The organism is Arthrobacter sp. ISL-65 (assembly GCF_018613795.1).
Classification (GTDB): Bacteria; Actinomycetota; Actinomycetes; order Actinomycetales; family Micrococcaceae; genus Arthrobacter.
The window spans coordinates 91,222-111,438 of the sequence record NZ_JAGGPN010000028.1; the positions used below are offsets into that span (position 1 = coordinate 91,222).

Sequence of the window (20,217 nt, forward strand, 5' to 3'; positions counted from 1 at the left end):
GCACCATGAGCACCGATTCCTCCACCCCCTCCACTCCCATCCGGACCGCTGTGGTGGGCTTCGGCCTGTCCGGCCGGGTATTCCATGCGCCGCTGGTCGCGGCGGACCCGAGCTACTCGCTGGACGTCATCGCCACCTCTGACCCCGGCCGGCAGGCTGCCGCCGTCGGCCAGTACCCAGGCGTGAAAACAGTGCCCGACGGCGATGCGGTCCTTGCGCGGGCCGCTGACCTTGACCTCGTGGTGCTGGGGACGCCGCCGGCCACCCATTACCCGCTGGCGAAGGCCGCGCTCGAGGCCGGGCTCGACGTCGTCGTCGACAAGCCGTTCGCTGTGACGAGCGACCAGGGGCACGAGCTGATCGCGCTCGCTGAGCGGCTCGGGCGGGTGCTGACGGTGTTCCAGAACCGGCGTTGGGACGGAGACTACCTCACGGTCAAGGAACTGCTGGCTGAAGGGTCGCTGGGGCAGGTGACCCGGTTCGAATCACGCTTCGAACGGTGGTCGCCCGAGGTTGCCAAGGCCTGGAAGGCGGAGGCCACGGCGGCCGACGGCGGCGGTGTCCTGTTCGACCTCGGCACCCATCTGCTGGACCAGGCACTGCAGCTCTTCGGCCCGGCAACAGTGGTCCATGCCGAGCTCCAGGCCCGGCGGCCGGGGGAAAAGACTGATGACGACTGTTTCGTGGTCCTGCGGCACGGGTCCGGCGTGCTTAGCCACCTCTGGATGAATATGCTGTGCGCCCAGCAGGGACCGCGCTACCGGGTGCTCGGCTCGGAAGGCGCGTTTACCAAGCACGGCGTGGACCCGCAGGAACCGTACATCGTGGCCGGCGGGGGACCGCTGGACGAAGAGTACGGCGTGGAAGCACCCGAGTGGGCCGGGAAGCTGGGCCGGGACGGCCACCTCGACCGGCTGTCCACGGAGCGCGGTGCCTACCCGGAGTTCTACCGGATCCTCGCGGCCAAGATCTCCGACGGCGGCACCACCTCGGCTCTGCCCGTCCCGGTAGATCCGGCCGGCCCGGTCGAAGTCCTCAAATTAATTGAAAAGGCCCGCGCGCTGGCTTCCGCGCAGGGTTAACGCACGCAACGCTGGACGACAGGCATCCGGCAGCGTGCTCCCCACCGGCACCCTAACCTCGCAAGCTCGGCTAGGGAACCCTGCCGGCGTGGGCCCAAGCACGCGGAGGATGACTGCCGTCCAGGACGGCGAGCTAGCTTACGCGGAGACCAGCTCGTGCCAGTCCGCCACGAGGGGCAGGTTGTGCGCCTCGGAGACGGAGTGGTGCGCAACGTGGCCTGCGGCGATGTTCAGGCCGGCTGCGAGTGCGGGGTCCTTCTCGAAAGCGGCCTTGACGCCGAGGTTTGCCAGGGCGACGCCGTAGCGGAGCGTGACGTTGGTCAGTGCGTAGGTGGAGGTGTTCGGGACGGCGCCGGGCATGTTGGCGACGCAGTAGAAGATCGTGTTGTGGACCTTGTACGTGGGTTCCTGGTGCGTGGTGGGGTGCGTGTCCTCGAAGCAGCCTCCCTGGTCCACGGCGATGTCCACGAGAACCGAGCCGGGCTTCATACGCGCCACGAGTTCGTTGGTCACCAGCTTGGGGGCCTTCGCGCCGGGGATGAGCACGGAGCCGATCACGAGGTCGGCGTCCACCACGGACTTCTCGATCTCGTACTTGTTGGAGGCGACGGTCTTAAGCCGGCCCTGGTACTGGGCGTCGAGTTCGCGTAGCCGGTTGATGTTGATGTCCAGGATGGTGACGTCGGCGCCGAGGCCCAGAGCCATGGCGGCTGCGTTGGTGCCCGCGACGCCCGCGCCGAGGACCACGACCTTGGCGGGGCGGACGCCCGGGACGCCGCCGAGCAGCACGCCCTTGCCGCCGGCGGGCGCCATCAGGGAGGTCGCGCCGACCTGGACGGAGAGCCGGCCGGCTACCTCGGACATGGGTGCGAGCAGGGGCAGGGTGCGGCCTTCCTGGACGGTCTCGTAGGCGATGGCGGTGACGCCGGAGTTGATGAGCTCCTGGGTCAGCTCGGGCTCGGCGGCCAGGTGCAGGTAGGTGAAGAGGATCAGGCCCTTGCGGAAGCGGTGGTACTCGGCCTTGATGGGCTCCTTGACCTTCATCACCATGTCCGCGCGGGACCAGACCTCGTCGGCGTCGGCGACGATTTCTGCGCCAGCGATGGCGTACTCCTCGTCGGTGATGCCGGAACCCAGGCCCGCACCGCGCTCCACCAGGACCGTGTGGCCGTGGGTGCGGAATTCGTGAACGCCGGCAGCCGTGATGGCGACGCGGAATTCGTTGTTCTTGATCTCTTTGGGGATACCGATGATCATTTTTTGGGCTCCAGATCCGATGGCTGCAAGGCCGGAATGTGTGGGGAAGTTGTGATTCCAGAATAGATCCGGCTGTGAGGCGCACTACATGGACCGGCCGCCTCGCCGAGAGCCGGACCGCGTGTTTCCGGGGTTTTCGAAGTCCCACGTTCGACTATTGTCGACCGCCGGGGCGTCAGGTGTCGCCTGATGTCCGTTCGCTCACGGCGCCCCGCGGGACGTAGTCTGTCAGCATGCAGCAGGATGTGGAACAGCTCGTCGAACGTGTGGCCCTCAAACTGGGCCGCGGGCTGTCCCTGGAGGACCTCGACGGTTTGCTGCTCGCCTACAGCTCCAACCAGTCGCATGCGGACCGGGTGCGGGTGAACTTCCTGTTGAGCAAGCGCGTGCCGCTGGACGTCAAAAACTGGCAGCTCTCGCACGGCATCGCCACCGCAGTGCGTCCCGTGGTGGTGCCCGCCAACGAGGAGCTGGGAATGCTGGGGCGCGTCTGCGTCCCGCTTCTGGTCCGCGGGTTCCGGGTGGGTTACCTGTGGGTGCAGCTGGACCTGGAAGATCAAAGCGCGACGGCGATCCTTGCCGAGCTGCCCGACGTCCGGGACGAGCTGGACCTGCTGTCCGGACTGCTGCTGGATTCCAACACCGCGGAATCAGAGTTCCGGCGCAGCCGTGAACGCGAGTTCCTGGCCGCCTGTGCTGGGGAAGCCAATGCCGTTGCTGCGGTGGCGGGCTGGAAGGAAGTGCAGGACCGGGGACCCTGGCAGCTGGTGACGGTTCTGGACGCGGACGGCTGGATGGCCGGTCCGGATCCCATCGCCTCGACGCTCATCCACCGCGCCGCGGCACTGCAGGCCACCATCGGCGTGGACGCTGTCCTGTTCAGTGCAGGTGCGGAGACCCACTCAGTTGTCCTCTTCCGGGAGTCCACAGGGCGCGCCAGCCAGGCGCAGGTTCTGGTTCACTACCAGTTGGAGCTCGCCAAGCGCTCCGGCAGGTCCGTCGAGCGGATCATCCTGGGAACCAGTGAGGGATTCAGCCGCATCAAAGACATGGCCGAGGCTTACCGGCAGTCCAAGGTGGCCGCCCTGGCAGCCGCGGTTGATCCACGGCTCGGCGAGCTGGTGGATTGCCGGGCCACCGGGGTGTATCAGCTCCTGGCCTCGGCCGGCGGCGGGGCCGGGGTCTGGAGCGACGCCGGTTCGGTGAATTTCCAGGCCCTCGAGGACCACGACCGGAACGGGGAGCTGCTGCCCGTGCTGGAACTGCTCTACGACAATGACGGTTCCGTCCAGGACGTTGCCGAAAAACTGCACCTGCACCGCAGCAGTATCTACAACCGGCTGGGCCGCATCCGGCAGCTGCTGGGCGTCGATCCGCTCAAGGGGATGGTCCGGCTGGAGCTGCACGCCGCCCTGAAGGCGCGGCGCTGGGCATCAAGGCCAAGGATCTGAGGCCGGGAGGAACCAACTAGGCGGCGTTGCCCTCGCCGCTGGGCAGCTGCTCGGCAGGATGTTCCGTGGTCCGCTCTGCGGTCCGTTCCAGCGTGACGGCGTCGGGGAGATGTTGCGGGAGTCCCTGGAGCTGGGTGCGGAACTTGGCGACGCGGCTCTGGACCCACAGGGATACTGCCACGAAGACCACGCAGCTGGAGGTAAAAACGGCGGTGTTGTTCAGGCCCATGATGATTCCCAAGGCAGCCGCCACACCCATGGCGACGATGCCCGCCACGATGTGCAACCCCCTGAATCTCACCACGAATAAAGAGTAACCCCGGGCGCCAGCCGGAAACCCTGGTAACGGGGGATCGTTGCTTGATCCTTATCACCCCGTCATTTTTGCGTGCGGGCCGGGACATCTACTGCCCCACGAAGGAGCCTAATCCCGGAGGGTGATCAGCTTCCAGGGCAGACGCGCGGGGTTGGCGGGCGAGACGTCCACTGAAATGTCGGCCCGCGCCATGTCCTCTTCCAGGAACAAAGTTCCTGTGGCGATGCGTGCGTTGTTGGACGCGATGACGCGGCCGTTGGGTCCAAGCAGGACCACCACGGGCTCGCGGAGCTGAAGGGCCCGCAGGAAGATTCCCTCAAGGTTCGCCAGGGTCAGGTCGCACCCCAGGATCTGAATCCCCTGCGCGGTGGGCGCCGGAACGCAGAGCGTGATGATGTTGACGTTGATGCCGCCGAAATCAACGTAGGGTCCAACCGCCACGGGCTGCCCGCTGGCCGACGGGATAGTGAACCAGTCGCGGGTTGTGTAGTCGTAGTAGTTCAGCGAGTCCGGGTTGAGGTCATGGGTGACGAAACGGGGTTCACCCGTCCGTTGCGTCCGCCACCATTCCAGCCAGTGGGTTGCTTCCCGGAGGCTCCCCGGGGCGTAGGCGATGCCGGCGCCGACGATGATGTCCGAGTGCAGCTTGATGAAGTTGGCCAGTTCCTGCTTCAGGAACAGGAATTCGCTGCGGCGGGGTACGCCTGACACGGCTGCCGCCGCCGCCGAAACGGTGCCTGCAATCTTCTCCAGATCAACGAAAACACGGCTGATGCTGGAGGAGAGCACGGTGGCCGTCCGCTCAAGGGCCTCTTCTACGGTCTCCACGTCACCCACCTTCTTCGGGCCGCATCGTCAATCTGAGATGCTGCTCTATCAAGTATTCGGTCTCGTTGCGGCTGTGCCGTTCTGCCGCGCTGGCGGCCGCGTCCGAGTCCCGGGCCCTGATTGCATCAACGATTGCGGCGTGTTCTTCCACGGACTTGCCGTCACTGCCGGCCTGGCCGGAGCGCCCCCACCACAGGGTCATCACCTCGGCTTCAAGCTGAAGGGCGGCCGAGGTCAGCCTGCTGGACTGCGCGGCAATGCTGACGGCAACGTGGAACCGGCTGTCCATGCGGCGCCGGGCCCGGTCATCGGCCGAGTCCCGGTGGCGCCTCGCCAGATCTTCAAGGTGCTCCACATTCGCGGGGTCCGCCCGCCCGGCCGCAAGCCGCGCTGACATTGAAGCGATGGCCGCACCCAGGTCACCCAGGTCCCTGAGCGCCTCGGTGCTCGTTTCCCGAAGCTTGTCCTGCAACTGTGAGTCTGTGAAATCGAGCTGCCGGCGAATGACACTGCCGCCGCTGCGCCCCCGGCTGGTTTCGATCAGGCCCTTGGTCCGCAGGGCGGCAAGGGACTGCCGCAGGGTGATCGGGGAGATGCCAAGTTCCGCGGCAAGCACAGACTCCGTAGGCAGCCTGTCGCCTTCGGTGAGGATGCCCATCAGGATGGCGGTCTCAATCTGGTAGGAAACCTGGTCGGCGCGGCCCAGCCCCTCGGGCTCGCTTCCGCGGAGCAGCAACAGCAGGTCAAGCGCCGAAGTGGAAATTGCCGCACTTCCCATTCCCAGGCCTCCCGCGGTCCGTGGCTCCGATGTCGCCGGCGCTTTTCCGATTACCTTCAATCTTTGCACGTTGTTTCCGGCCACCACCGAGCCGGGTGAGGCGCTACTGTCCGCTCTCGCCGTCGGAAGTGCCGGTTTCGGAGGCTTCTCCGGCCGCGGCCGCTGCCGCCTGCTTCTTTTTCTGCCCCTCCAGCCATGCCATGATGGCCGCCAGCCGGATGCGTCGGTGTGTGCCGCGGTATTCCACCGGGATCTCGCCCCGGTCCGTCATGTTCCGCAGGTAGGTGTGGGAGATGCCAGCCAGTTCGGCCGCCTTTGAGGTGGTGAGCATTTCCTCCACGCTGCTTACAGTCACCGCTTCGCCGCGGCTGAACCTTGCCAGGAGGTCGACGACGGCGTCCCTCGCCTGGGGCGGGAGGCGATGGACAGTGCCGTCCACGAACACGGTGATGTCAGTGCCGCCGTCGAGCGCGCGCTGCATCGCCAGCGCGTCTTCGGCAGGAAGGGCGGGCGCCACCCTGGGAGCAATCAGAGCCATGGCAGAAGCCTAACCGCTGCGGAACGGTGAGTTGGATATGCTCGGCGGATGAGACTTAGTGATGGAGTAGCAGTGACGGCGAACGGCCTGACGGGCCGCCTGTACACGTCGAACGAGGCGTCGGCCGCGGGGCAGCCGGCTTATGTGCTGCTGCACGGCATCGGCGTCTCGCACCGCTACCTCGCCCGGCTGCACGTCGAACTGGCCCAAGGCCCGAAAGAACAGAACCAGCAGGCGGAGGGCACCGAACGGGGTGCTGCCGTCTACTCCTTCGACCTGCCGGGCTTCGACGGCACGCCGCGTCCAGGCCGGCAGGTGACGGTCGGTGAGTACGCGGCTTTCGTCGCGGCGGTCCTGGCTGAGTATGGCGTGGAGTCCTGCATCGTGGTGGGCCATTCCATGGGAGTCCAGTTCGCGGTGGAATTGGCGCTCCAGGCACCCGGGCTGGTGAGCCGGATAGTGCTCATGGGTCCGGTGGTGGATCCCGCCCGCAGGAGCGCTGCCTGGCATGCGCTTGCACTGACGCGGGATTCCCTCTTCAGCGAGCCCCCGCTGACGAACGTCGTGGTGTTTACCGACTACTTCCGAACCGGTGTTCGGTGGTACCTGACCGAACTGCCCGTGATGATGGAGTATCCGCTGGATTCCCGGGTGCCCGGCGTGGCGCAGCCGGTGCTCGTCCTCCGTGGTGGAAGGGATCCGATCGCCCGCAGGCCGTGGTGCGAATATCTCGCCGCGCAGGCCCCGGATGGCGCGTTTGCCGAGGTCCCCGGGCGCGGGCACGTCGTTCAGGACACCGCTACCGAAGAGGTTGCCCGGACCATCCGGCACTGGGCCGGCACCGCGGCCGAGGGCTCCGCGGCAGCGGAGGGCTCGACGGCCTGAACCCCAATCTGACTACCTGAACCCCGAAAAGCAGGCAGGCGCCCGGAATTCCGGGCGCCTGCCTGCTTTGGACGCCTGCCTGCTGCCGGGCCGTCCGACCTGCAGTCGAGCTACAGTCCGAGTTCTTCCAACACGGGCAGCTTTTCCCGGACCCATGCCCGGGCTTCCACGGCGCTAGGCGCGGACAGGGCCAGCTTGGCCAGCTCCTGGGCCTCCGCCAGCGTGACGGTCTTCAGCACCGCGGCCACCGCCGCCAGTGAGCGGGCGGTCATGGACAGTGTGATGACGCCCAGGCCGGTCAACACGACGGCGAGGGCAGGGTCCGCCGCGGCCTCGCCGCAGACGCCCACGGGCTTGCTGTGTCCCTCTGCCCTGGAACCCTCAACGGTCAGGCCCACGAGGCGCAGCACGGCAGGCTGCCACGGAGTGTTCAGCCCGGCGAGCGGACCCAGTTGGCGGTCGGCGGCCATGGCGTACTGGGTGAGGTCGTTGGTTCCCAGGCTGGCGAACTGCACTTCGCGCAGGATGGTGTCGGCCGTGAGAGCGGCGGAGGGAACCTCCACCATCACGCCCGGCGTCTTGATGCCGGCCTCGGCACACATGGTGGCGAAACGGGCGGCTTCCTCCGCCGTCGAAATCATTGGGGCCATGACCCAAACGTCAGCCTCCGACTCCTTTTCGGCCTTCGCAATCGCCTCCAGCTGCCGGTCAAGGACACCCGGGGTGGTGAAGTCGGTGCGGTAGCCGCGAACGCCCAGGGCCGGGTTGGGTTCGGTGGCGTCCGTGAGGAACGGGAGCGGCTTGTCCGCGCCGGCGTCCAGGGTGCGGAGCACCACCTTCTTGCCGGGGAAGGCGTCGAACACGCCCTTGTATGCCGCGGCCTGTTCCTCGACGGTGGGCTCGGTGTCACGTTCGAGGAAGCAGAACTCGGTGCGGAACAGGCCCACGCCCTGGGCGCCGAGCTTCGCCGCGGCCTGGGCATCCTTGGCACCGCCCACATTGGCGAGCAGGGGCACCAGGTGGCCGTCCGCCGTCGAGCCCGTGCCGCTGAACTCAGCCAGGAGGGACGCCGTGGCGGCCCAGGCCTCTGCGGCTGCGCGGAGCGACGCGTCCGGGTTGACCGTGATGGAGCCGGCGGCGCCGTCGACGTAAACCTCGGTGCCGTCCGGCAGTTCGTCCACGCCGATGGCGGCCACGACGGCGGGCAGGCCGAGTGAGCGGGCGATGATCGCGGTGTGGGATTGCGGACCGCCGCCGGCGGTGACCAGTGCGAGGACCTTGTTGGGATCGAGGGTGGCGGTGTCAGCGGGGGCCAGGTCCTCGGCCACCAGGATGAACGGTTCGTTCGACGACGGGATGCCCGGGGCGGGCACGCCGCGGAGTTCGGCCACGATGCGGGCGCGGACGTCCAGGACGTCGGTGGCGCGTTCCGCCATGTAACCGCCGAGGTTATGCAGCATTTCCGAAACCGAGGAGCCGGATTCCCAGATGGCGCGCTGGGCGGAGTTGCCGCGTGCGATCAGCTTCGCGGCGCCCTTGATCAGCATGGTGTCCTTGGCCATCAGGGCCGTGGCTTCCAGGACGGCCTTGCCATCACCGGTGGCGTGGTCCGCGCGGGCCTTCAGCTCATCGTGGACAGCGGTAGCCGCCGCCTTCAGTGCCGCGGTTGCATCCTCCGGGGTAGTGCCCGCGGGAAGCTGTTCGCCGGCCGGAGGTTCGCTAATGGGCTTGGGCATCTGGCGGATCGTGCCGATGATGCGGCCGGGGCTGACGCCTACTCCTGGGAAGTTCTGCACTGAAGGTCCTCGTTCTCTGCCGGTAGCCAGGCCCGCCGGTATCTGCCCGGGTGGGAGCCCGGAAGCTCGGAACGGCTACGTCCGATGCTGCGTTGCGGTGCCTGGAAAAAATTGTATGTGATTCAGTTCATATAGCGTTGCTATAGGTGCTAGGGTAGCGGTTATGAGTTTCGATGGCCAGCTTCCGCCCAAAATGAGGCTGTTGCGTGCGGCAGCCGAATTGCTGGCCAAATCCGCGGGGGCCGCTGTCTCTACCCGCCAGATCACGCAGCTGGCGGGCGTCACGGCGCCCACCCTCTATCACCACTTCGGTGACAAGGAGGGCCTGTTTGACGCAGTTGTCGCCGCGGGCTTCGAAGAATATGTGGCCGGCGAACGGGACTTCGCCCCGTCCGGACAACCGCTGGTGGACATCCGGCGGATGTGGGACAACCACGTGCAGTTCGGGCTGAATCAGCCGGAACTTTATCTGGTCATGTTCGGTAACATCCGCCCCGAGAGCCGCCCCGCCATCGTTGCCGATGCCGAGGCTCTCATGGAGGAGATGCTGAACAAGGCAGCCGCTGCCGGGCAGCTGAACGTCCAGCCGCGGGAGGCTGCCAGGAGCATCCTGGCGGCCAACGTCGGTGTCACGCTCATGCTGATCGCGGAACCGGTGGCCGAGCGGAACCTCGAGCTGTCCACCATGACGCGGGACGCCATGATCTTCGCGGTGTCCAGTGATCAGGGCAGGAATGCCGGACCGGAGGATTCCGGGAAATCATCCGTGGTGGTCGCTGCCATCGCGCTGAACGCGGCGCTGCAGGCATCGCACTCGGACCAGCTGTCCAGCTCGGAACTCAAGCTCTTTCTCGAATGGCTCCACCGGATCTCCAACAGTTCCACCGGCTAGACGAAACTATCGGACCATCCTGCGGTGCAGCAGGGACCACGTTAGGAAATCACATGGCAACAGAGACAGTTGCAAAACCGAAAACCAGCGCACGGGTGCACGTCCAGAGGTTCGGGACATTCCTGTCCGGCATGATCATGCCCAACATCGGCGCCTTCATCGCCTGGGGCCTCATCACCGCCCTCTTCATTGAAAAGGGCTGGATCCCCGTACCCGAGCTTGGCGGCTTTGGCACCAATGCCGAGGGTGTGGCCAATTTGGGCCTCGTCGGTCCCATGATTAAGTACCTGCTTCCCCTCCTGATTGCCTACACCGGCGGCAAGATGGTCTATGACGTCCGCGGCGGTGTGGTGGGTGCCATCGGTACCATGGGCGTGATTGTCGGCGCCGGTATCCCCATGTTCATCGGAGCCATGATCATGGGTCCGCTGGGCGGCTGGACCATCAAGAAGCTCGATGCGATCTGGCACGGCAAGATCCGTCCCGGCTTCGAGATGCTGGTGAACAACTTCTCCGCCGGCATCTGGGGCGCCCTGCTGGCACTGCTCGGCTTCTACGGGATTGCCCCGCTGGTCCAGGCCTTCAGCGCCGGAGCCGGCAACGTGGTCCAGTTCCTGGTGAACAACGGACTGCTGCCGCTGACCTCCATCTTCATCGAGCCGGCCAAGGTACTGTTCCTGAACAACGCCATCAACCACGGCGTGCTGACCCCGCTGGGCATCCAGCAGTCACTGGAACAGGGCAAGTCAATCCTCTTCCTGCTGGAGGCCAACCCCGGCCCGGGCCTGGGCATCCTGCTTGCCTACATGTTCTTTGGCCGCGGCGCTGCCAAGGCCTCAGCGCCGGGCGCCGCCCTCATCCACTTCTTCGGCGGCATCCACGAAATCTACTTCCCGTATGTGCTGATGAAGCCGATCCTGATCCTCGCCTCTATCGCTGGCGGCATGACAGGCATCGCCACCCTGGCCATCACCAACTCCGGCCTTGTGGCGCCGGCCGCCCCTGGTTCCATCTTCGCGGTGTTCGCCCAGACCGCCCGTGACAGCTACCTCGGAGTGGCCCTCTCAGTTCTGCTCGCAACGACGGTTTCCTTCCTCGTCGCCTCGGTGATCCTGCGGACGTCCAAGAACCGGGACGACGAGGGCGACCTCAGCGCCGCTACCAGCCGCATGGAGGACATGAAAGGCAAGAAGAGTTCCGTCTCTTCCGCCCTCACTGGCGCCGGAGCCGGTGGCACCGCGGTCCTGACCCGTCCCGTCGAGAACATCGTGTTCGCGTGCGACGCCGGCATGGGCTCCAGTGCCATGGGCGCCTCCGTACTGCGCAACAAGATCAAGGCGGCCGGTTTCCCGGACGTCAAGGTCACCAACGCGTCCATCGCCAACCTCACCGACACCTACGACGTGGTGGTCACCCACCAGGACCTCACCGAACGTGCCGCACCGGCCACGTCCAGCGCCGTGCACTACTCCGTGGACAACTTCATGAACAGCCCGCGCTATGACGAAATCGTGGAACTGGTCAGGAGCAGCAACGCCCCGGAAACCGCCGACGGCGGTACTGCGGCAACCGCTGCACCCGCCGGTGCTGCGGGTGCCGCCCCCGCTGCCGAGGCGCCCGCGGAAGGCGCTGCGCCGCCGTCGGACATCCTGGTGGCCGACAGCGTGGTCCTGACCGGCACCGCGGCAACCCGCGACGCCGCGATCGACGAGGCGGGCCAGCTGCTGCTGGCGCGCGGAGCCGTGGACAACGACTACATCCTGGCCATGCACGAGCGGGAGGAATCCGTTTCCACGTACATGGGCAGCTTCCTGGCGATCCCGCACGGCACCAACGCCGCCAAGGACCACATCATGAAGTCCGCCGTGTCCGTGGTCCGCTACCCCGAGGGCATCGACTGGAACGGCAAGCAGGTCAAGTTCGTGGTGGGCGTGGCCGGCATCAATAACGAACACCTCCACATCCTGTCCTCCATCGCGAAGGTCTTCACGAACAAGGCGCAGGTGGCGCAGCTTGAGGCGGCTACGTCGGTGGACGAAGTGCTGGAGCTGTTCGGAAAGGTCAACGCATAGTGAAGGCTGTACATTTCGGGGCCGGGAACATCGGCCGGGGGTTCGTAGGTTTGCTGCTGCACGAGGCCGGGTACGAGGTGGTGTTCGCTGATGTCGCGGACGCGCTGATCTCCCAACTCGCCGGGGCGGACAGCTACAGCGTGCACGAGGTGGGGGAGGACCCCGCCGTGCGCACGGTGGACAACTTCCGGGCGGTGAACTCCGGCACCCAGGAGGCGCAGCTCATCGAGGAAATCGCGACGGCGGACATGGTCACCACCGCGGTGGGCCCGCACATCCTCAAGTTCGTGGCGCCCGCCATCGCCAAGGGAATTGCCGCCCGGGCCGCCGGGCTGCCGCCGCTGCAGGTGATGGCCTGTGAGAACGCCATCAACGCCACGGACCTCCTGCGCGAGTCGGTCGTTCAGTCCTGGGACGAGGCCGCCGGACCGCTGGCGGACTCAGCCGTTTTTGCCAACACGGCCGTGGACCGGATCGTGCCCAACCAGGAACCAGGGCAGGGCCTGGACGTCACGGTGGAGACGTTCTACGAATGGGTCATCGACCGCACGCCGTTCGGGGGTGCCGCGCCGGTGATTCCGGGTGCCACCTTCGTGGACGAACTGGGGCCCTACATCGAGCGCAAGCTGTTCACGGTGAACACTGGGCACGCCTCCGCGGCGTACTTCGGCTTCGAAGCCGGGCTGGAGAAGATCTCCGACGCCATGGCGGACGAGGACGTTGCTGCGGACGTGCGCGCCGTGCTCGAGGAGACCAAGCAGCTGCTCGTGTCCAAGCACGGCTTCAGCTACGACGAGCAGGAGGCCTACGTCCAGAAGATCCTGGGCCGCTTCACCAACCCGCACCTGCCGGACACCGTGCACCGCGTGGGGCGCGCGCCGCTGCGCAAGCTCAGCAGGCACGAGCGGTTCATCGGTCCGGCTGCGGAACTGGCCGAACGCGGGATTGTCCCCGAGGCGCTGCTCGGGGCCATCGCAGCGGCCCTGCGCTTCAACGACCCCGCCGACACCGAAGCAGTGGAACTCGGCCAGATCCTGGCGGCGTCCGAGCCCGCCGCGGCCACGGAGCGGATCACCGGACTGGCGCAGGACCACCCGCTCTTCTCGGCGGTCTGCGGACTCGTCGAGGAGCGCAAAGCGGAGGACGTCGCAGCCCCGGCCTAGCCAGGCCGCCGCGGCCCCGCTGCAGACGGGCTCTGCTCCACAGTTTCTGCTGCACAATAACGGAACTGCTGCACAACGGAACTGAATACAACGGAACGCCCGACGCCGGAACTCAAGATGAGTTCCGGCGTCGGGCGTTTGTACGTGCATTCAGGACGCTTCTTCAGATCCTGCATCTTTTCTCCCGACGCTTCCTCAGATCCTGTCGCCTTTTTCCGGACGCTTCCTCACTTCAAGCCGGTTCGGGCCAACCCTGCTTGCGCCAAGTGCGGGAGCGTTTGGTGAAAACCCGCAGGAGGTGAGGAGGGGTTTGAAGAAAGCCTGCAGGACGTGAGGAAGGGTTTGAAGAAAGCCTGCAGGATGTGATCGAGCGTTTGGCTACGGTTAGCTCGCCTGGAGGCTCTCGGCTGCGGCCTTTACCGCCTCGCGCAGCGGCGTGGTGGGGCGGCCGAGCAGGGCGCTGAGGTCTCCGCTGGTGACCAGGAGATCGCCGCGGGCGATGCCCAGGTCACTGTCCGCCAGGATGGCCGCGTAGGGCTCCGGCAGACCGGCGTCCACCAGGACCTCGGTGTACTTCTCTGCCGACAGATCCCTGTAAGTCACGGGCTTGCCGGACGCTGCGCTGACTTCCCCGGCCAGCTCACTGAGGGTGAAGGCGTCGTCGCCGCCCAACTCGTAGACCTGGCCGCCCTGGTCATCTCGGAGCAGCACAGCCGCTGCCGCCGCCGCGTAGTCGGCGCGGGCAGCGGCGCTCACGCGGCCGTTGCCGGCACTGCCGAGAACGGCGCCGTGCTGGACCTGGACCGGGAGCTGGCCGGTGTAATTCTCCAGGTACCAGCCGTTGCGAAGCAGGACGAACGGGATCCCGGAATCCCGGAGGATCTCTTCAGTTGCGATGTGCTCATCGGCCAGCTTCATAGCGGTGGTGTCCGCGTTGGCAACACTGGTGTAAGCGACCAGGCCGACGCCGGCCCCCTTGGCCGCACCGATCGCGTTCCGGTGCTGCTCGACGCGCTGGCCCACCTCACTGCCTGAAACCAGCAGGACCTTGTCCGCGCCCGCGAACGCCTGCCGCAGCGACTCGGGCTGGCTGTAGTCGATGGTGCGGACGTGGACGCCGCGCTGGCCGAGGTCGGCGATCCTGTCCACGGTCCGGCCTGCGGCTACAATCTGCTCCGCGGGCAGGCCGCTATCCAGCAGTGCTTCGACAACGAGGCGGCCAAGCTGGCCGGTGGCTCCGGTGATGACGATGGTCATGGTTGGTCCTTTCTGAGGTGACTGTCAGTGGTGCCAACCCGGTCCTTTCCGGATTACTTCCCAAAAGAGAGTACGCACTTTCAGGTAAGGTACTGTCATGAAGGTAAGTGCCACAGCCAAGGTCCCCGCTTTCCCCTTCGCCGACGGAATCTTCCCCGCGGGATGCCCCAGCCGGACCGTGCTGGACCACGTTACGAGCAAGTGGGGTGTGCTGATCCTCGTGGCCCTGTCCGAGGGCCCCCAGCGCTGGAGCGAACTACGACGCCGCGCCCAAGGCATCAGCGAGAAGATGCTCGCCCAGACACTGAAGACCCTCGAGGCCGACGGGTTCGTCCGCCGCGACGCCCAGCCGGTCATCCCACCCCGGGTGGATTACAGCCTGACCGGCCGCGGGGAGGAACTGGCCGCCCTGCTGCTGCCCCTGGTCGCTTGGGTGGCCGAGCACGCCGACGCGATCGTGAACCGATCCGAATCCTAGGCTGTGAAGTCCCGCCTACAGGTAATGAGCGGCGTTCGCTGACTCGCGGCTACGCGCACAAAACAAAAGACGCCCACGCTCCCGGGACACAGTCCGCAGAGAACATGGGCGTCTTCCGTTTCATGCCGGAGGAGCCAAGAGCCGGTCAGACCTTGACGGACCCCTTCGGAACAAACAGGGTCTCAGCCTGTTCCAGCGACATGCCGTTCGTCTCCGGCACCTTGTACATGACGAAGAAGAATGAAGCTGCCGCGAAGAGTGCGTACATGGCGTACGTCAGCGGCAGCGAGGCTGCGGCCATCACGGGGAAGCTCAGCGTGATGGCAAAGTTGGCGATCCACTGGGCGGCGGCGGCCAGGCCCAGGGCGCGGGCGCGGATCCGGGCCGGGAAGATCTCACCCAGCAGCACCCAGACCAGCGGTCCCCAGGATGCGCCGAAGCTGATCACGAACACGTTCGCGGCCACGAGGGCAACGGGGCCCCAGGCGCCGGGGAGCGTGATGTCGGAGCCGGAGCCCGTCGCCGACGCGAAGGCGACGGCCATGGCGCCGAGGGAAACGGCCATGCCGATGGAGCCAGCCAGCAGGATGGGGCGGCGGCCGATCCTGTCCACGAGGGCGATGGCCACGAGCGTGACCAGGATGTTGGTGATGGACGTGGCCACCGAGATGGTCAGCGAGTCCTTCTCCTGGAAGCCCACGGCCTTCCAGAGCGTGGTGGAGTAGTAGAAGATCACGTTGATGCCCACGAACTGCTGCAGGACGGACAGGGTGATGCCGATCCAGACCACGGCCTGCAGGCCGAACGCCTTGCCGCGCAGCGAGCCCTTCCTGCCCGCGAGCTGGTCCTCCTCGATCGCCTCGCGGATTTCCCGCAGGTGACGGTCGGTGTCCTCATCCGGGGCGATGGAGTCGAAGACCTTCCGGGCCAGGTCCTCCTTGCCCTGGACCACCAGGAAGCGCGGGGACTCGGGGAGCGTGTAGGCGACCACGCCGTAGAGCACCGCCGGAACAGCGGCGGCCAGGAACATCCAGCGCCAAGCCTCGATGCCCAGCCAGAATGCCTGGTGCGCACCTCCGGCAGACGTGGCGAACAGGGCATCGGACAGCAGGGCGGCGAAGATACCCGTGGTGATGGCCAGCTGCTGCAACGACGCGAGCCGGCCGCGGACGTGCCGGGGCGAAATTTCGGAGATGTATGCCGGTGCAATCACCGAGGCCAGGCCGATGCCGAGCCCGCCCACCAGGCGCCAGAAAATGAGGTCCCAGACGCTGAAGCAGAAGCCGGTGCCGATGGCGCTGATGAGGAACAGCAGTGCCCCCAGCTTCATCGCGGGGATGCGGCCGTAGCGGTCCGCTACCTTGCCGGCCATGTACGCGCCGGCTGCGCAACCCAACAGTGCTACGGCCACGGCGAAACCTGTGACGGCCTCGCTGAGCGCGAATTCGTCCTTCATGGCATCCACGGCGCCGTTGACCACGGAGGAGTCAAAGCCGAACAGGAAGCCGCCCACGGCGCCGGCAAGCGCCAGCCAGATCACCCGCTTGGGGATCTTAGCGGTTGTCTGCTTGTCGGTGGACATGGTTCTCCCTTGGTTCGGGGGTGGGTGGATGCGGTGCAAACGTCGTCGGCTGCGGAAACCGGCCCTGTCGGCCGGCGCACACGCGCCTAACAGTGTGCCACGTCACCGGGCGCTGATCCACTCCGGGACGGATGACGACGACGGCGGGAGGTCCCGCCGTCGTCGTCCGTTTGGTGCCGCATCCGGCGGATTTCCGCGGAAAACGCAACGGCAGGCACCCCGGAAGGTGCCTGCCGTAACGCAGGTGCGGAAGTTCCGCCGACAACGAGTGGTGAGCGGCGCCTAGTGGGCCGCCGCGGGTTCTTTCATGACGGCCTTCGGGTCCGTGAGCTTCTTCTTCGGCAGCGCGAAGCTGATGAGGAAGGCGATGCCGGTGAGGACGGCAGCGGTGAGCATGACGGCGTCGATCGACTGGGCAAAGCCCTCGGTGATGGGCCGGGTGAGCACCGGGTTCGCGGAGTGCAGCCAGCTGGTGTCGTTAAGGGATTCGTTGCTGGCGCCGTTCTTGAAGAAGTCGTAGAGCTTGGCGTTCGCGGGATCGGCGGCGACAGCGGGGTCCTTCAGGACCTTCACGTAAGCGGCATTCTGCATGGCGTCCTTCATGCCGCTTGCGATCTTGTCCGCGGCCAGGCTGAACAGCATGGAGATGAACACCGCCGTGCCCACCGCGCCGCCCATGGAGCGGAAAAACGCGGCGGTGGAGGTGCCAACGCCCATGTCCTTCGCGGGCACCGAGACCTGCATCGCGAGGGTGAGCGGCTGCATGCAGAAGCCCAGGCCCAGGCCGAAGAAGACCGCGATCAGCCCGGGGACCCAGAGCTGGGTGTCAGCGCCCAGGGACAGGCCCATCACGGTCGCGGAGCAGGTCAGGGTGGCGGTGCCCAGGATCGGGAAGATCCGGAAGGTGCCCGAGGCCGAGATGGTCCGTCCGGCGGTGATGGAGCCGGTCAGGATGCCGACAGTGAAGGTGATCATCATCAGGCCGGCCTCGGTGGGCGTGAGGCCCTTGACCAGCTGCAGGTACATGGGCAGCATCGCGATGGCGCCGAACATGCCGATGCCGATGATGAAGTTCAGCAGCGAGGACAGCCCGAAGGTGACGTTCCGGAAGAGGCGCAGCGGGATGAGGGCGTAGTCCCCGGCGCGGCGCTCTGCCAGCAGGAATGTGATGATGCCGAGGACGCCCAGGCCGTAGCAGATGAAGGAATTGGCTGAGGTCCAGCCCCAGCTGCGGCCCTGTTCGGCGACGAGCAGCAGCGGGACGATGGCAAGGGTGATGGCTGCGGCGCCCCAGTAGTCGATCCGCTGTTTGACGTGCTTGGCGGGCAGGTGGAGGTAGAGGAACACCACGGCCAGCGCGGCCAGGCCGATGGGCAGGTTGATGAAGAAGACCCAGCGCCAGCCGTCGAAGCCCAGGATGCTCTCCGAACCGGCGAAGGCGCCGCCCACGACGGGGCCGAGGACTGATGAGATGCCGAATACGGACATGAAGTAGCCCTGGAACTTGGCCCGGTCCTTGAGCGGCACGATGTCGCCGATGATGGTCAGTGCCAGGGCCAGGAGGCCGCCGGCGCCCATGCCCTGGATGCCGCGGGCGATGGCCAGTTCGGTCATCGAGTGCACCGAGCCGGCATACAGCGAGCCGGCCAGGAAGATGATGATCGCCGCGAGGTAGAGCGGGCGGCGGCCGAAGATGTCGCTGAGCTTGCCGTACAGCGGGGTGGTGACCGTGGACGTGATCAGGTATGCCGTGGTGGCCCATGCCTGGAGGGAGAGCCCGTCGAGGTCGTTGGCAATGGTGTAGATGGAGGTGGACACGATGGTCTGGTCCAGCGAGGACAGGAACATGCCGAGCATCAGCCCCACCATGACGGTGATGGTCTGCCGCTGCGTCAGGGCCTCTCCGGGCGCGGGTCCGACAGTGGATTTGGACATGGCTGCTCCAGGGTCAAGAGAAAGGGGATCGCATTTGATAGTTGCTTTCAGTAACTATGTTACTTGCTGCTTTGTTCCCCGGAGCAACGGAAATTTTCCCGCGGAGTGCCCTACGTGTCTCAGCGCTCGATGAGGATTCCGTCAGGATCGCACCAGATAGTGGCGCCGGTGCGGATGGTCACGCCGTCGATCAGCAGGTCCACGTCAGTCTCTCCCGCCCCGGCCTTGGCGCTCTTGCGCGGGTTGCTGCCGAGGGCTTTGACGCCGAGGGGGAGTTCTGCGATGGCCTCGCGGTCGCGGATGGCACCGTTGATTACGACGCCGGCCCAGCCGTTTGCCACGGCGCTCGCCGCGATCAGGTCCCCCATTAGAGCGGTCCGCAGCGAACCGGCGCCATCCACCACCAGCACGGCGCCGTTCCCGGGTGTGGCGAGGACGGCCTTGACGAGGGCGTTGTCCTCCAGGCAGCGCACAGTCCGGACGGGGCCGCTGAAATGCGTGTGACCGCCCAGGGACTGGAATTGCAGGGAGACGGAGTCCAACTCGTCGCCGCGGTCATCGTAGAGGTCGGCGGTGTTGATGGCGGCATTGGCAGGCGAAGCGGTCATTGGTTCTCCTCGGGATCGTGGTGCGGCTATCAAAGCCTAGCTATCCGCAGGGCCTCCACGTCTTACCGCCGGGTGCGTAGCAGCGCGGCCCGGTGTAGCCCGGGTACGGGTCGGTGACCGGTGCCGGAGCTGCCGGCGGTTCATATACGGGCGGAACGTAGACAGGGGGAGCCGGCGGAACATAGACAGGAGGAAGGTTTCTGATGCGTTCGGCCTCCGCGGCGGCGGCATCAGCTGCAGCCCTGGCCTTGGCTGCTGCGGCCGCCTCAGCCGCCATTTTCGCAGCTGCCGACTTTGCTGCGGATTCAGCCTTCACCCGGGCCGCCTTCGCTGCTGCTGCCGCATCGGCGAGGCTTTTCTTCTTACCCTTGATTGTTGCCTGCCGTGCTGTCGCCGCTGAGGCTGAAGTGTTAAGCCGTGAAACGAGCTGAGCCAGCTTGGCTGGCTGGTAGGCAGCCCAATGGACCTTGCCCTTAGCTTCCGAGGCCGCCTTCAGCGCTGCGATGGTCGCCAGGGCGGTTGCAAGCCCCGCATTTGATTTGTCGAGTGCTGACGTCGATTCGGAGAGCGGAACAGCCGTGATCGTCTCAACTGCTGCGACCGCCTTCTCAACCTGCTGCGCAGGCAGACACGCGAGATCCGTAGAGTTGAGTCCCACAGCCCGGGTCCGGGCCTCGTCGAAGGCTTCCTCAACCGCCGGGTAAAACTTGCGGTTCGGCTCTATAAGCATCGGAACACCCAAGCCTTGGCGCGCGACCTCCGCGTTGATAAGGGTTCCTGACGAATCAAAAACGCCGGCGAGTGTGCGTCCATACTTGTCGGTTGGCTCTACATCGAGCTCCAAACGGACCACCGACCCGACTGGAAGGAGCTGCTCCAGCGCGGTGGTAGCTTCGGGGCCGAGGCACTCTACGGGAGCGTTCGGATCCTTGGTTTCCGGCGTATCGACGTTGAGCAGGCGAATGGTCTTCTCGCCTTCACGGGTCGTTGCCACGAAGGTGTCTCCGTCGATGACGCGGCTGACTGTGGCCTCGTCATTTGCAGGGCTCTGGCTGGAGCTGGAGGCCTGTTGGGTGCTGTTGGTGGTACAAGCCGTGAGCGCCAGAGCGGCGGCGATCGCAACAGCGGCGGATTTGAGTAGGGCGCGATGGCCGGGGATGTGTGATGACAAGTTGCGTTCCCCCATGGAAAGAGCAATAGGTGTCTCTGCGAGCGGTACCCCGGTGGCAGGAGGTGTGCAGGCAACGCATTCTATCGCTGCAAAGAACGCTGATCTAAACGTCCTGCAGATAGTCTGAT

At 66.2% G+C, this 20,217-nt stretch carries 18 protein-coding genes; 7 read left to right on the top strand and 11 right to left on the bottom strand.

Annotation, left to right across the window (positions count from 1 at the left end):
- The first annotated feature begins 5 nt into the window (after positions 1-5).
- Positions 6-1,082: a Gfo/Idh/MocA family oxidoreductase gene (locus J7I85_RS12245; protein ID WP_214852062.1), complete on the top strand. Its 1,077-nt coding sequence runs from the start codon at positions 6-8 to the stop codon at positions 1,080-1,082.
- Positions 1,083-1,220: 138 nt separating this feature from the next.
- Here the strand turns inward: J7I85_RS12245 and ald are convergent, their stop codons facing one another.
- On the bottom strand, positions 1,221-2,339 hold the full coding sequence (ald, locus tag J7I85_RS12250) for an alanine dehydrogenase (protein WP_214852069.1): 1,119 nt from the start codon (positions 2,337-2,339) through the stop codon (positions 1,221-1,223).
- A gap of 233 nt (positions 2,340-2,572) precedes the next feature.
- Here ald and J7I85_RS12255 point away from each other — a divergent pair, with 233 nt between their 5' ends.
- Positions 2,573-3,790 (top strand): CdaR family transcriptional regulator, encoded by a 1,218-nt coding sequence (locus J7I85_RS12255; protein ID WP_214852071.1) that lies wholly within the window; start codon positions 2,573-2,575, stop codon positions 3,788-3,790.
- A 16-nt stretch (positions 3,791-3,806) separates the two neighbouring features.
- Here the strand turns inward: J7I85_RS12255 and J7I85_RS12260 are convergent, their stop codons facing one another.
- The 4 genes from J7I85_RS12260 to J7I85_RS12275 form a co-directional block, all read right to left on the bottom strand.
- Complete coding sequence (locus J7I85_RS12260) at positions 3,807-4,094, bottom strand: hypothetical protein (protein ID WP_214852072.1); 288 nt, start codon at positions 4,092-4,094, stop codon at positions 3,807-3,809.
- 120 nt (positions 4,095-4,214) lie between these two features.
- The gene (locus J7I85_RS12265; RefSeq protein ID WP_214852074.1) at positions 4,215-4,934 is read right to left on the bottom strand and encodes a cache domain-containing protein; all 720 of its coding nucleotides are present in this window, start codon (positions 4,932-4,934) and stop codon (positions 4,215-4,217) included.
- 1 nt (position 4,935) lies between these two features.
- Positions 4,936-5,712: a FadR/GntR family transcriptional regulator gene (locus J7I85_RS12270; RefSeq protein ID WP_214852080.1), complete on the bottom strand. Its 777-nt coding sequence runs from the start codon at positions 5,710-5,712 to the stop codon at positions 4,936-4,938.
- 103 nt (positions 5,713-5,815) lie between these two features.
- The gene (locus J7I85_RS12275) at positions 5,816-6,250 is read right to left on the bottom strand and encodes a helix-turn-helix domain-containing protein (RefSeq protein ID WP_214852081.1); all 435 of its coding nucleotides are present in this window, start codon (positions 6,248-6,250) and stop codon (positions 5,816-5,818) included.
- Between the two features lie 48 nt (positions 6,251-6,298).
- Here J7I85_RS12275 and J7I85_RS12280 point away from each other — a divergent pair, with 48 nt between their 5' ends.
- Complete coding sequence (locus tag J7I85_RS12280) at positions 6,299-7,135, top strand: alpha/beta fold hydrolase (protein WP_251024273.1); 837 nt, start codon at positions 6,299-6,301, stop codon at positions 7,133-7,135.
- A gap of 110 nt (positions 7,136-7,245) precedes the next feature.
- Here J7I85_RS12280 and ptsP read toward each other — a convergent pair whose 3' ends face one another.
- Positions 7,246-8,931, bottom strand: a complete 1,686-nt coding sequence (gene ptsP / locus J7I85_RS12285) for a phosphoenolpyruvate--protein phosphotransferase (RefSeq protein WP_214852082.1) — start codon at positions 8,929-8,931, stop codon at positions 7,246-7,248.
- Positions 8,932-9,094: 163 nt separating this feature from the next.
- On the opposite strand from ptsP, the gene J7I85_RS12290 reads away from it, so the two are divergent.
- From J7I85_RS12290 to J7I85_RS12300, 3 genes are read left to right on the top strand one after another with little or no spacing between them, the layout of a single operon-like run.
- Positions 9,095-9,823 (top strand): TetR/AcrR family transcriptional regulator, encoded by a 729-nt coding sequence (locus tag J7I85_RS12290; protein ID WP_214852083.1) that lies wholly within the window; start codon positions 9,095-9,097, stop codon positions 9,821-9,823.
- 53 nt (positions 9,824-9,876) lie between these two features.
- Entirely contained in the window at positions 9,877-11,895 is a 2,019-nt protein-coding gene (locus J7I85_RS12295) for a PTS mannitol transporter subunit IICBA (RefSeq protein ID WP_214852089.1), read from the top strand.
- Positions 11,895-13,058 carry a mannitol-1-phosphate 5-dehydrogenase gene (locus J7I85_RS12300; RefSeq protein WP_214852091.1) on the top strand — a complete coding sequence of 388 codons (1,164 nt, stop codon included), beginning with the start codon at positions 11,895-11,897 and terminating at the stop codon, positions 13,056-13,058. Before J7I85_RS12295 ends, J7I85_RS12300 begins: the two co-directional genes overlap by 1 nt.
- Before the next feature lie 384 nt (positions 13,059-13,442).
- Here J7I85_RS12300 and J7I85_RS12305 read toward each other — a convergent pair whose 3' ends face one another.
- Complete coding sequence (locus tag J7I85_RS12305; RefSeq protein ID WP_214852093.1) at positions 13,443-14,315, bottom strand: SDR family oxidoreductase; 873 nt, start codon at positions 14,313-14,315, stop codon at positions 13,443-13,445.
- A 97-nt stretch (positions 14,316-14,412) separates the two neighbouring features.
- Here J7I85_RS12305 and J7I85_RS12310 point away from each other — a divergent pair, with 97 nt between their 5' ends.
- Positions 14,413-14,793 carry a helix-turn-helix domain-containing protein gene (locus J7I85_RS12310; RefSeq protein WP_214852095.1) on the top strand — a complete coding sequence of 127 codons (381 nt, stop codon included), beginning with the start codon at positions 14,413-14,415 and terminating at the stop codon, positions 14,791-14,793.
- 145 nt (positions 14,794-14,938) lie between these two features.
- On the opposite strand, the gene J7I85_RS12315 is transcribed toward J7I85_RS12310, so the two are convergent.
- The 4 genes from J7I85_RS12315 to J7I85_RS12330 all read right to left on the bottom strand — a co-directional run bounded on the left by J7I85_RS12315 (position 14,939) and on the right by J7I85_RS12330 (position 20,089).
- On the bottom strand, positions 14,939-16,375 hold the full coding sequence (locus J7I85_RS12315; RefSeq protein ID WP_214852097.1) for a sugar porter family MFS transporter: 1,437 nt from the start codon (positions 16,373-16,375) through the stop codon (positions 14,939-14,941).
- A 282-nt stretch (positions 16,376-16,657) separates the two neighbouring features.
- Positions 16,658-18,310, bottom strand: coding sequence for an MDR family MFS transporter (locus J7I85_RS12320; protein WP_214852099.1), 1,653 nt, complete (start codon positions 18,308-18,310; stop codon positions 16,658-16,660).
- A gap of 119 nt (positions 18,311-18,429) precedes the next feature.
- Positions 18,430-18,918 (bottom strand): ribonuclease E activity regulator RraA, encoded by a 489-nt coding sequence (gene rraA / locus J7I85_RS12325; protein WP_214852103.1) that lies wholly within the window; start codon positions 18,916-18,918, stop codon positions 18,430-18,432.
- Positions 18,919-18,958: 40 nt separating this feature from the next.
- Positions 18,959-20,089 (bottom strand): thermonuclease family protein, encoded by a 1,131-nt coding sequence (locus tag J7I85_RS12330; protein WP_214852107.1) that lies wholly within the window; start codon positions 20,087-20,089, stop codon positions 18,959-18,961.
- Positions 20,090-20,217: the final 128 nt, after the last annotated feature.